This window comes from Mucilaginibacter angelicae, from assembly GCF_042434235.1.
Lineage (GTDB): Bacteria > Bacteroidota > Bacteroidia > Sphingobacteriales > Sphingobacteriaceae > Mucilaginibacter > Mucilaginibacter angelicae.
Genome location: NZ_JBHLTS010000079.1, coordinates 23,608 through 34,987 on the forward strand (window position 1 = coordinate 23,608; position 11,380 = coordinate 34,987).

The following is an 11,380-nucleotide window of genomic DNA, read 5'->3' on the forward strand; positions in this document are numbered from 1 at the left end:
CAACTGAAACAACGATAACTCAAATCTAAAATAAAGATGAGTAACGGAAATATGAAACTGACGCTTAAAGTATGGCGTCAAAAAAATGCGCAAACCCCAGGTAAATTTGTTACCTATCCAGCCGAAAATATTTCGCCGGATATGTCATTCCTTGAAATGCTTGACGTGGTTAACGAAGGCCTTACCCACAAAGGTGATGAGCCAATTAACTTTGACCACGACTGCCGCGAAGGTATTTGCGGTATGTGTTCATTATATATCAACGGTCACCCGCACGGACCAAAACGTGGCATTACTACCTGCCAGCTGCACATGCGTACCTTTCATGATGGCGAAACCATTACTATTGAACCATGGCGCGCTGAAGCATTCCCGATTGTAAAAGATTTGGCAGTTGACCGCTCTGCATTTGACAGGATCCAGCAAGCCGGTGGTTACGTTTCGGTAAACACAGGTGGCGTACCTGATGGTAACGCTATCCCAATCCCTAAGGTTATTGCTGATGAGGCTTTCAACTCGGCTACCTGTATTGGTTGCGGTGCCTGCGTTGCAGCTTGTAAAAATGCTTCGGCCATGCTGTTCGTATCGGCTAAAATCACCCAGCTGGGTTTATTACCACAAGGCCAGCCAGAGCGCTACCGTCGTGTGCAATCAATGGTTGCACAAATGGATGAAGAAGGATTCGGCAGCTGTACCAACACCGGTGCCTGCGAAGCTGAATGTCCTAAGGAAATTAAGCTTACCAACATTGCCCGCATGAACAACGACTTTTTCAGCGCAAAACTGTTCAGGGAAGAGGATGTACACGAACAAGGTCATTAATTAAATTTGATGATTATCATACAGGCGGCCCGGTTTTTCCGGGCCGTTCTTATTTTATAACATTCCTTTTGCCCCATTTTGTCTACTTTTGGATTATGGCTAAATTTTCTGATAGTCCGGTTACACCACTTTGAGTTAAGCATAAATTCATATTACAGCCTTTAGCTGTTGCTTATTGTCCACTTACTTCAACGCTTAATTATTCAGGATGAAGCCATACTTACGTCTCTTCGACTTTTCGCAAGAAATCAACTATAAAAACGAAATCCTGGCAGGTTTAACTGTAGCCATGACCATGATGCCCGAATCATTGTCGTTTGCTATACTGGCCGGCTTTCCGCCGCTTATGGGATTATATGCTGCCTTTATCATGGGCTTGGTCACCTCCATTTTTGGCGGGCGTCCCGGGCTAATTTCCGGTGGGGCAGGGGCAACAGTTATTGTGCTGATAGCGCTCATGAAATCGCATGGATTGGAGTATGTTTTCGCAGCGGTGGCCTTAGCAGGTGCAATACAAATCCTGGTTGGATTGTTTAAACTGGGTAAGTTTGTACGCCTCGTGCCTCAGCCGGTAATGTATGGTTTTGTTAACGGGCTTGCTGTTATTATTTTCATGGCGCAACTGGAGCAGTTTAAAACCGTGGTAAATGGCCACGAAGCCTGGCTAAGCGGCACTCCGCTGCTGATTATGGCCGGCCTTGTTGCATTAACCATCGGGATAGTGATCCTTTTACCGCGGCTCACCAAAGCAGTGCCGCCATCGCTTGTTGCTATTATTGTTGTGTTTGCATTGGTATTTGGCTTAGGTATACATACCAAAACGGTAAGGGATATAGCTGCAGTAAGCGGAGGCTTTCCACCATTTCATATTCCGGCTATCCCTTTCAGTATTGATACTTTAAAGATCATTTTCCCTCATGCACTCATCATGGCCGGGGTTGGCCTTACCGAAGGATTATTAACCCTAAACCTTGTTGATGAAATAACAGCAACCCGTGGTAACAGCAACCGCGAATGTATTGCACAGGGAGGCGCCAATATTCTTAACGGTTTTTTTTCAGGAATGGGTGGCTGCCCTATGATAGCGCAAACGCTGGTCAACCTTTCCGCGGGATCCCGGGTAAGATTATCGGGTATTATTGCCTCGCTTACCATTCTGCTTATCATCCTTTTCGGCGCACCGGTAATTGAAAAACTTCCGATGGTGGCGCTTACGGGTGTAATGATCATGGTGGCCATCGGCACCTTTGAGTGGATCAGTTTTCGCATCATCAACAAAATGCCTAAACAGGATATTTTTGTAGGCATCCTGGTAGCATTGATCACTATATGGCTGCACAACCTTGCCCTGGCTGTTTTAATAGGAGTGATCATCTCTGCCCTGGTTTTTGCATGGGAAAGCGCCAAACGTATCCGCGCACGCAAATACATTGATGTTACAGGTGTTAAGCATTATGAAATATATGGGCCGCTGTTTTTTGGTTCGGTAATGGCTTTTAACGAAAAATTTGATATTGCCGATGACCCGGATGAAGTGGTAATCGATTTTAAGGACAGTCGCGTTGCCGATATGTCGGGTATTGAAGCACTCAACAAGCTTACCGAAAAATATCGCTCGGCCGATAAAAAACTGCTGCTCAAGCACCTGAGTGAAGATTGCAGGGTGCTGCTAAAAAATGCGGAAGATATCATCCATGTGAATATACTGGAAGATCCATCCTATCATGTAGCTACAGAAAAATAACAAACAACAAAGGCCCGGAAAAACCGGGCCCTTGTTGTTAAATAAAATTGAATGGCAAATGTACCATCGATTGTATCTTATTTCGGCCCGTAAGTAACTACTGGCACAATCATTTCTTCTAACGAGATGCCCCCGTGCTGGAAGGTTTCATTATAAAAGTTAACAAAGTGGTTGTAGTTGTTCGGATATACGAAATAGCTGTCTTCCTTGGCAAATACAAAGCTTGAGCTGATGTGCAGCCTTGGCAGCATGGCATCGTGCGGGTTACGGATGTGGAAAACCTCCTTGGCATTATAGTTAAGGTTTTTACCTTGCTTATAACGCAGGTTGGTATTGGTATTCCTGTCACCTACAATTTTGCTTGGATTTTTTACGCGGATGGTACCGTGATCGGTAGTGATCACTACACGCACCTGTTTTTGAGCCAGGAATTTCAACAGATCAAACAAGGGCGAATGCTCAAACCACGACAGGGTTAATGAACGGTAAGCGGCATCATCACTTGCCAGCTCGCGGATCATCTGCATATCGGTGCGGGCATGCGATAGCATATCCACAAAGTTATACACCACCACGTTAAGCTCGTTGTTCATTAAGTTATTCACCGACTCGTTCAAGGCGCGGCCCTCGTCAATGTTCAGGATTTTATGGTACGAGTGTTTGCAATCCTTACGTAGTACACGTTTTAAATGATCAGCTAAAAAGTCGGCCTCATATAAATTCTTGCCGCCTTCATCCTCATCATTTTGCCACATGGATGGGTAACGTCGTTCCATATCCAAAGGCATCAACCCCGAAAAAATAGAGTTACGGGCATATTGCGTAGCTGTTGGCAGGATGCTGTAGTAAGTATCCTCTTCCTCCAGCCTGAAATATTCGGAAATAATAGGATTGATTATCTTAAACTGATCGTACCGCAGGTTATCTATCAAAATGAAAAACAAAGGGCCTTTGCCATCCAGCTTAGGGAACACCTTCTTTTTAAATAATTGCGGAGAAGAGGTCGGCGCCAGGTCAGGGTTTTTGATCCAGTTAAGGTAATTACGCTCTACAAACTTGCAAAACTGCATATTGGCCTCAGCCTTTTGCAGTGTCAGGATCTCGTGCATACCGGCATCTTCCAGTTTTTCCAGCTCAAGCTCCCAGTAGATCAGTTTTTTGTAAACGTCAACCCATTCCTGGTGGCTCAGGTTTTCGTTAAGCGTCATGCCCAGTGTACGGAAATCCATCTGGTAGGCCATGGTGGTTTTTTCAGTAACGAGACGCTTGTTTTCGGTCAGCTTTTTTATCGTAAGCAGGATTTGCTTCGGGTGTACCGGCTTAATCAGGTAGTCGTCTATCTTTGAACCGATGGCATCTTCCATCAGGTACTCTTCCTCATTTTTGGTGATCAGGACAATAGGCACATCATTATTGATGTTCTTGATCTGCTGCAGGGTTTCCAGCCCGGTAAGGCCGGGCATGTTCTCGTCAAGAAAAACCAGGTCGAAATAATTACTCTTAAACGAGTCAACGGCGTCATAGCCATTGGTAACAGTAGTTACTTTGTAGCCCTTTTCGGCCAGGAAAAGTATATGTGGTCTTAGCAGGTCAATTTCGTCATCGGCCCATAAAATGGTGGTGTCTTGCATGGTATGTATATTAAAATAGTCTGAATCAGAATTTTCATAATTTGAAAACTTTCAGAATGATTCAGTATAAGGTTAAATGTTGATTCAAATATCCGGTTTTATAAACGGGATATACAGTAAATCTTAAAACTCTGTAAATTCTGATTTGAAAATAAACCCCAAATAGATGTTTTTGTTGTTAAACAGTAAAGGTATTAACAAAATTTAACAAACCTGTCGCGCTTATTTTACCTTTGTTTTACATTTTTGCACTTATAAAAGCAGCATTGAATAAAAAGAAAATAATAAACGACCCGGTTTACGGTTTTATCAGTATCCCTACCGAACTGATATTTGACCTTATATCCCACCCATACTTTCAGCGGCTACGTTATATCAAACAGCTTGGCATGACCCACCTGGTGTACCCTGGCGCATTGCATACCCGTTTTCATCATGCCCTTGGTGCCATGTACCTGATGGATACTGCCATTGAAACCTTAAGAAGCAAAGGACATGACATCAGCCCCAAAGAGGAAGAAGCAGTTACCATTGCCATATTATTGCATGATATTGGTCACGGGCCGTTTTCGCACGCATTGGAAAATACCATTATTGATGGCATTGCACATGAGGATATTTCATCAATGCTGATGAACAAGCTTAACCAGCGGTTTGAGGGCAAGCTTACCATGGCCATCAATATTTTTAATGATACCTACCCGCGTAAGTTCCTGCATCAACTGGTATCCAGTCAGCTGGATATGGACAGGCTGGATTACCTTAACCGCGATAGCTTCTTCACAGGTGTATCTGAAGGGGTGATCAGTTCGGAGCGCATCATTAAAATGCTTAACGTGAAAGATGATCACGTGGTTGTTGACGAAAAAGGCATTTACTCGATAGAGAAATTTTTGATAGCCCGCCGCCTCATGTACTGGCAGGTTTACCTGCATAAAACGGTAATAGCAGGGGAGGAGGTGCTTACCAAGATTTTCAGGCGCGGCCGCGAACTGATCTCGCAGGGCGAAGAATTGTTTGCTACCCCTGCCCTGATGCATTTTTTAAAAAACCGCATTAGCCTCGACGCTTTTATGAACGAAGACCGTCACCTGGAAACCTTTGCCTGTTTGGATGATACCGATATTATGGCATCGGTAAAAGTGTGGGCTTATCACCCCGACCTGGTGCTTTCGCAGCTTTGCAAAAACCTGGTACAACGCAGCCTTTTCAGGGTTGAAATTACCAACGAATGCCCTGATGAAGCATTTGTTGAAAGTCTGCGCCAGGAAGCAATGCAAAAATATGGGGTAACTTATGAAGATGCTGCAGCTTACTTTGTATTTACCACATCCATCCGTAATAATGCTTATAACCAGGGAGATGGTAATATTGGGATACTAATGAAAAACGGCCAGGTAAAGGACATTGCTGCCGCAAGTGATAACTCAAACCTAATGGCTTTGGCTAAAACGGTAAAAAAGTATATCCTTTGTTACAATAAAGAATTATTAAACAATTAGCCGCAAGTTTTAAGTTCTAAGCCAAAAAAAAGATGCGGACTTTTGACTTTCGGGCCAAGACTTGTGACTTGCCAAATGAAGATATGATGAAAAATGAAACGCTTTGACAGTCAAAACTTTTTAACGTGTGTTCATAACTCATTAATAATTTGTCGCTTCAATTTTAACATTTAAATTTGCCCGATGCAATTTACTGCTCATGATATAAGCTTACTGCTCAACGGAACTGTTGAGGGTGATCCTGCGGCTACGGTTAGCCAGCTTGCCAAAATAGAAGAGGCCGGTCCCGGTTGTCTTTCTTTTTTATCAAACCCCAAGTACGAGCAGTTTTTGTACACCACCAACGCATCAGTTGTTATTGTTAATAATGATCAGCTATTGACGGCCCCGGTAAAGGCTACCCTCATCAGGGTTGAAAACGCCTACAGCGCGTTTACCGTTCTGCTTGATAAATATAATACCATTAAGCTCGATAAAAAGGGAATTGAACAGCCCAGCTTTATCCATCCCACAGCGCAGGTTGGCGAGGGGGCCTATATCGGTGCCTTTGCCTACATCGGCCAAAATGTAACCATCGGCGATAATTGTAAGATCTATCCCAACGTTAATGTTGGCGATAATGTAACCCTTGGCAATAATGTAACCCTGTTTGCCGGTGCTACCGTTTATTTTGATTGTGTTATTGGAAATAACGTAACGATACACTCAGGTGCGGTGATAGGTAGTGATGGCTTTGGCTTTGCACCTAACCCTGATGGCACCTATACCAAAATTGCCCAGATAGGCAATGTGGTTATTGAGGATGATGTTGAGATAGGCGCCAATACTGCTATCGACAGGGCTACCATGGGGTCGACAATTATTCGTAAAGGTGTAAAAATCGACAACCTTGTACAGGTGGCGCACAATGTTGAGGTTGGCGTAAATACCGTGATCGCCGGGCAGGCCGGGATCTCGGGCAGTACTAAAATAGGCGAACATGCCGTTATTGGCGGGCAGGTTGGGATCTCCGGCCATCTATATATTGCCGGCGGCACACAGGTATCTGCACAAACGGGTATAAACAGCTCCATTAATGAGGAAGGGCAGGTTTTTGGAGGCACTCCATATATGCCATTTAAAGAGTACCTTCGTGCCCACGCGAAGTTGCGCAGACTTCCGGAGATTGACCGGAAAGTATACGAGCTTGAAAAACTGATTGAAGAACTACGTAAAGGCACGGCGAAGGAATAGCCACAGCCTGTAAATTTAAATATGAACGTTAAACAAAGAACTATTAAAGCGCCGGTTTCGGTATCAGGAACAGGCTTACACACCGGCCAAAGGGTTACCATGACCTTTAACCCAGCCCCTGAAAATCACGGTTACAAATTCAGGAGGGTTGATATCCCCGGTTCGCCAATTATTGATGCCGATGTTGATAACGTAAGCGACACTTCGCGCGGAACATCTATCAGCCAAAACGGTGCTACTGTAAATACTGTTGAACACGTACTGGCCGCTTTGGTTGGGCTTGAGGTTGATAACGTGCTGATTGATATGGACGGCCCCGAAACCCCCATTATGGATGGCAGCTCGATACAATTTGTTGATGTAATTACCGAAACCGGCCTGCTGGAACAGGATGCCGATCGTGAATATTACCATATCCCCTACAATATCCATTACTCTGAACCCGACCGCAAGGTTGAAATGGTAGCCATGCCGTTAGATGATTACCGCTTTACCTGTATGGTTGACTATAATTCGCAGGTATTGGGTAGCCAGCATGCCAGTATTTCAACCATTGGCGAGTTTAAAAAGGAAATTGCTTCATGCCGTACCTTTTGCTTTTTGCATGAATTGGAAATGCTGTTAAAGCACGACCTTATTAAAGGCGGCGACCTAAACAATGCCATCGTAGTTGTTGACAAGGATGTTGACCAGGAAGAACTTAACCACCTGGCCAAACTGTTTAACCGCAAGGATATCAGCGTTGCGCCGCAGGGCATTTTAAATAACATTGAGCTTCGCCATCAAAACGAGCCTGCACGTCACAAGCTGCTGGATATGATAGGCGATCTGGCACTGGTTGGCGTTCCGCTTAAAGGCCATATCATGGCTGCAAGGCCTGGCCACGCTGCTAATGTTGCCTTTGCTAAAAAGATCAAAGCTTTAATAAAAAAGGAAAAAAGCCGTAAGCAGGTAAAGGTTTATGACCTTAACGCCAAACCGCTTTTTGACACAGTTGATATTATGGGCATGCTGCCCCACCGTCAGCCTTTCCTGATGATCGATAAGATCCTGGAGCTTACCAAAAGCCACGTTGTGGGCTGCAAAAACGTAACCATTAACGAGGAGTTTTTTAAAGGGCACTTCCCCGGCGCACCCATCTTCCCCGGTGTATTGCAAATTGAAGGCATGGTACAAACCGGCGGCATTCTGGTGTTAAATACCGTACCCGATCCTCAAAATTACCTTACGCTGTTCCTCAAAATTGAGAACGCCCGCTTTAAAAGCAAGGTGGTTCCCGGAGATACCATTATTTATGTGTGCGACCTTATTGCCCCTATCCGCCGTGGTATAGCTACTATGAAAGGCGTAGGCATGGTAGGCGACCGTATTGTTGTTGAAGCCGAACTGATGGCTCAAATTGTAAAAGTAAAAGAATCAGAAGCATGATCCAGCCATTAGCATACATCCACCCACAGGCCAAAATTGCCGACAATGTGGTAATTGAACCATTCGTTACTATCCACAAGGATGTTGAAATTGGCGAAGGTACCTGGATCGGCTCCAACTCCGTAATTATGGACGGCGCCCGTATAGGTAAAAACTGTCGTATTTTCCCAGGCGCAGTAGTATCTGCCCCGCCGCAGGATTTAAAATACAAAGGCGAGCAAAGCACTGTATCTATTGGCGACAACACTACCATCCGTGAATGTGTTACCCTTAACCGGGGTACTGCACTGGATAAAAATACCACTACCATTGGCAGCAACTGCTTACTGATGGCTTATGTACACGTAGCGCACGATTGTGTAATTGGCGATAATGTAATTGTTGCCAATGCTGTTCAGCTGGCCGGTCACATTACGGTTTATGATTACGCTTTCATCGGCGGTTCATCTGCCGTGCACCAGTTTGTTGAAATTGGCGCACACAGCATGATCTCAGGTGGTTCACTGGTTCGTAAGGATGTTCCTCCGTTCACCAAGGCAGGCCGCGAGCCATTATCTTATGTAGGTATCAACTCGGTAGGTTTACGCCGCAGGGGCTTCTCTGCTGCCACCATAGCCGAAATCCAGGAGATCTACCGGATCATATTCCTGAAAAAATATAATGTGACCAAAGCGCTTGATATCATCGAGGCCGAGTTTACCCCAAGCGTGGAACGCGATGAGATCATCAACTTCCTGCAAAACTCGCAAAGGGGTATCATGAAAGGCTTTGGGAATACCTAATGGTTGATGGGTTATAGTTCATGGTTCATAGCCCAGCAATTCATAGTTGTTCGGGTTTATATAAACCATGAACTATAAGCCCTTAGACAGATATTCCGGCCATGAACTATGAACCATCAACTATAAGCTCCCAATGATCATCACCCTCCAAAACATCGGCCGCCGCTTTAACCGCGACTGGATTTTCAGGGGGGTGGATTACACCTTTACCTCCGGCGAATCATATGCCATTCTTGGACCTAACGGCTCCGGGAAATCAACTCTTTTGCAGGTTTTAAATGGCAGTCTCTCGCCTTCAGCCGGTAAAATTGAATTTATTAACGACGGCAAGCCGGTTGAAATAGAAACGGTTTTTACCCATTTAAGCCTTGCCGCCCCCTATCTTGAGCTGATAGAGGAGTTTACCATGAGTGAGATGATCGATTTTCACTTTAAATTCAAAAGCTTTAAGCCGGGGGTGGATAAAGCCCATCTGATCGATCTGCTCAATCTACCTAAAAGCGCCAATAAACTTATCAAATACTTTTCATCGGGCATGAAACAGCGCCTTAAGCTGGCCCTTGCTTTTTGTGCCGATACGCCCATGCTTATGCTGGATGAGCCTACCTCCAACCTGGACACCCAGGGTGTTGACTGGTACATAAGCCTCGTACAGCAATTTGCCGCCGGTCGCCTCACTATAGTATGCTCCAACCAGGAACATGAATATGGTTTTTGCAATCACAAGCTAAGTATTGTAGATTATAAGGAATAAGTTGGACTCATTTTTCTGAAAAACAGCCAACAGGCTATTACAATAATAAAAAACCATTAAAATTCCTTTTTTTATCCAGTTCTTGTCCGTATATTTAACATATAAATCAAAAACGCCATGGAAATTAGATTGAATATCGATGATGATTTTATGAAAAGCCTAAGTGAAAAATTAGGTGAATCTAAGGCTTCAAAAATCACAACAGAAGCACTGACTATTTTGAATTGGGCCGCTGAAGAGGCGAAAAATGGCAGGATCATACTCTCCACCAATAAGAATGGGGAGGATGTTAAACAGCTGGCTATGCCAGCTCTTGATAAAATCATAAAGTAACCTTTTAAATACAATGTATGGCAGGTTTAAATCTCTCCAATATGGTGTCGATAACCCCAATATCGGCACCAGCGGTTGAGGAAGCCCCTCCGCCGACTCTTGGTATTGATCTTGCAAATGTCCAAAAGGAGGTTCCTGAATCGGCTCCGAAAGGCGAACCGTTATCGGGAATAAAGATGGCCGGGTTTCAACTTGCTGTAATAACCATGGGCATCATGTTGGTTTTTATCCTGTTTTTAATAATTTTTTTCTTTGTTACGCAACTTGATGCTTCAGACGCAATCAAAGCAGCGGGTAAAGATGAAAAGCTGGCATCTCTTATCAGTAATGAAAAAAAGGCATACAGGGATTTTATATTAGAGGTAAGCAAAACTGTTTTGCTGAATTTATTATTGCCGATATTGACTGCTATACTGGGTTATATATTTGGATCGGCAAAACCCGAAAAATAATGCCGCTTTGATATGTTGAAAACAAAGAGCTTTATATTTTAATATCAGGGGTTTAAAAATCCCAAATCAAATTCCTAAGTTTGCGCCTCAATATTATTTTATGGCTAAGGCATCAGATGTTAAAAATGGAAATGTACTTCGCTTCAACGGCGAATTAGTTCAGGTTGAAGAGTTTTTACACCGTACCCCGGGCAACTTACGCGCGTTTTACCAGGCCCGTATGCGCAACGTTAAATCAGGTAAACTGGTTGAATACCGTTTCCGTACCGATGAAGAGGTTGACATAGCCCGCGTTGAAACTAACGATTATCAATACCTGTATGATGAAGGTGATTCATTAGTAGTAATGGACAACACCACATACGACCAGCATAACGTACCAAAGGCATTATTTGGCCCCGCAGTTAAATTTTTGAAAGAAGGTATGAACGTAATTGTTGCCTTTGAAAGCGAAGAGCCTATCATGGGTACCATCCCAGGTTCGGCCGAATTGGAAATTACCTACACCGAACCAGCTGTTAAAGGCGATACCTCAAGCGGCGCGCTGAAAAGCGCCACCGTTGAAACCGGCGCAGAGATCCGTGTACCGTTGTTTATCAACATTGGCGATAAAGTTAAAGTTGATACCGCTACCGGTGCTTATGTTGAACGCGTGAAAGGTTAGCCCCCCGGCCCCCTGAAGGGGGTGTGAAAGTATTT

Annotated in this window: 11 protein-coding genes; 10 read left to right on the top strand and 1 reads right to left on the bottom strand. The window is 44.2% G+C overall.

Annotation, left to right across the window (positions count from 1 at the left end):
* The first annotated feature begins 36 nt into the window (after nucleotides 1-36).
* Both ACFFGT_RS29785 and ACFFGT_RS29790 read left to right on the top strand, forming a co-directional pair.
* A complete protein-coding gene (locus tag ACFFGT_RS29785; protein ID WP_377026165.1) occupies nucleotides 37-822 on the top strand; it encodes a succinate dehydrogenase/fumarate reductase iron-sulfur subunit in 786 nt (261 codons plus the stop codon).
* Nucleotides 823-1,030: 208 nt separating this feature from the next.
* Nucleotides 1,031-2,566, top strand: a complete 1,536-nt coding sequence (locus tag ACFFGT_RS29790) for a SulP family inorganic anion transporter (RefSeq protein WP_377026166.1) — start codon at nucleotides 1,031-1,033, stop codon at nucleotides 2,564-2,566.
* A 77-nt stretch (nucleotides 2,567-2,643) separates the two neighbouring features.
* Here the strand turns inward: ACFFGT_RS29790 and porX are convergent, their stop codons facing one another.
* Entirely contained in the window at nucleotides 2,644-4,197 is a 1,554-nt protein-coding gene (gene porX, locus ACFFGT_RS29795; protein WP_377026167.1) for a T9SS response regulator signal transducer PorX, read from the bottom strand.
* A 266-nt stretch (nucleotides 4,198-4,463) separates the two neighbouring features.
* On the opposite strand from porX, the gene ACFFGT_RS29800 reads away from it, so the two are divergent.
* The 8 genes from ACFFGT_RS29800 (at nucleotide 4,464) to efp (ending at nucleotide 11,345) form a co-directional block, all read left to right on the top strand.
* Entirely contained in the window at nucleotides 4,464-5,699 is a 1,236-nt protein-coding gene (locus ACFFGT_RS29800; RefSeq protein ID WP_377026168.1) for an HD domain-containing protein, read from the top strand.
* Nucleotides 5,700-5,882: 183 nt separating this feature from the next.
* Nucleotides 5,883-6,932, top strand: a complete 1,050-nt coding sequence (lpxD, locus tag ACFFGT_RS29805) for a UDP-3-O-(3-hydroxymyristoyl)glucosamine N-acyltransferase (protein WP_377026169.1) — start codon at nucleotides 5,883-5,885, stop codon at nucleotides 6,930-6,932.
* A gap of 21 nt (nucleotides 6,933-6,953) precedes the next feature.
* Nucleotides 6,954-8,360 carry a bifunctional UDP-3-O-[3-hydroxymyristoyl] N-acetylglucosamine deacetylase/3-hydroxyacyl-ACP dehydratase gene (locus ACFFGT_RS29810; protein ID WP_377026170.1) on the top strand — a complete coding sequence of 469 codons (1,407 nt, stop codon included), beginning with the start codon at nucleotides 6,954-6,956 and terminating at the stop codon, nucleotides 8,358-8,360.
* Nucleotides 8,357-9,142 carry an acyl-ACP--UDP-N-acetylglucosamine O-acyltransferase gene (lpxA, locus tag ACFFGT_RS29815; RefSeq protein WP_321556302.1) on the top strand — a complete coding sequence of 262 codons (786 nt, stop codon included), beginning with the start codon at nucleotides 8,357-8,359 and terminating at the stop codon, nucleotides 9,140-9,142. Before ACFFGT_RS29810 ends, lpxA begins: the two co-directional genes overlap by 4 nt.
* Nucleotides 9,143-9,275: 133 nt before the next feature.
* On the top strand, nucleotides 9,276-9,896 hold the full coding sequence (locus ACFFGT_RS29820; RefSeq protein WP_377026171.1) for an ABC transporter ATP-binding protein: 621 nt from the start codon (nucleotides 9,276-9,278) through the stop codon (nucleotides 9,894-9,896).
* A gap of 117 nt (nucleotides 9,897-10,013) precedes the next feature.
* Entirely contained in the window at nucleotides 10,014-10,229 is a 216-nt protein-coding gene (locus tag ACFFGT_RS29825; RefSeq protein ID WP_377026172.1) for a hypothetical protein, read from the top strand.
* Nucleotides 10,230-10,246: 17 nt separating this feature from the next.
* Nucleotides 10,247-10,681 (top strand): hypothetical protein, encoded by a 435-nt coding sequence (locus ACFFGT_RS29830; RefSeq protein ID WP_377026173.1) that lies wholly within the window; start codon nucleotides 10,247-10,249, stop codon nucleotides 10,679-10,681.
* Between the two features lie 100 nt (nucleotides 10,682-10,781).
* Nucleotides 10,782-11,345, top strand: a complete 564-nt coding sequence (efp, locus tag ACFFGT_RS29835) for an elongation factor P (protein WP_243484433.1) — start codon at nucleotides 10,782-10,784, stop codon at nucleotides 11,343-11,345.
* Nucleotides 11,346-11,380 lie beyond the last annotated feature (35 nt).

Coding starts and splice junctions, on each gene's coding strand:
- lpxA (WP_321556302.1), top strand. CDS start 8,357: ATGATCCAGCCATTAGCATACATCCACCCACAGGCCAAAATTGCCGAC.
- ACFFGT_RS29825 (WP_377026172.1), top strand. CDS start 10,014: ATGGAAATTAGATTGAATATCGATGATGATTTTATGAAAAGCCTAAGT.
- ACFFGT_RS29790 (WP_377026166.1), top strand. CDS start 1,031: ATGAAGCCATACTTACGTCTCTTCGACTTTTCGCAAGAAATCAACTAT.
- efp (WP_243484433.1), top strand. CDS start 10,782: ATGGCTAAGGCATCAGATGTTAAAAATGGAAATGTACTTCGCTTCAAC.
- ACFFGT_RS29830 (WP_377026173.1), top strand. CDS start 10,247: ATGGCAGGTTTAAATCTCTCCAATATGGTGTCGATAACCCCAATATCG.
- ACFFGT_RS29820 (WP_377026171.1), top strand. CDS start 9,276: ATGATCATCACCCTCCAAAACATCGGCCGCCGCTTTAACCGCGACTGG.
- ACFFGT_RS29810 (WP_377026170.1), top strand. CDS start 6,954: ATGAACGTTAAACAAAGAACTATTAAAGCGCCGGTTTCGGTATCAGGA.
- lpxD (WP_377026169.1), top strand. CDS start 5,883: ATGCAATTTACTGCTCATGATATAAGCTTACTGCTCAACGGAACTGTT.
- porX (WP_377026167.1), bottom strand. CDS start 4,197: ATGCAAGACACCACCATTTTATGGGCCGATGACGAAATTGACCTGCTA.
- ACFFGT_RS29785 (WP_377026165.1), top strand. CDS start 37: ATGAGTAACGGAAATATGAAACTGACGCTTAAAGTATGGCGTCAAAAA.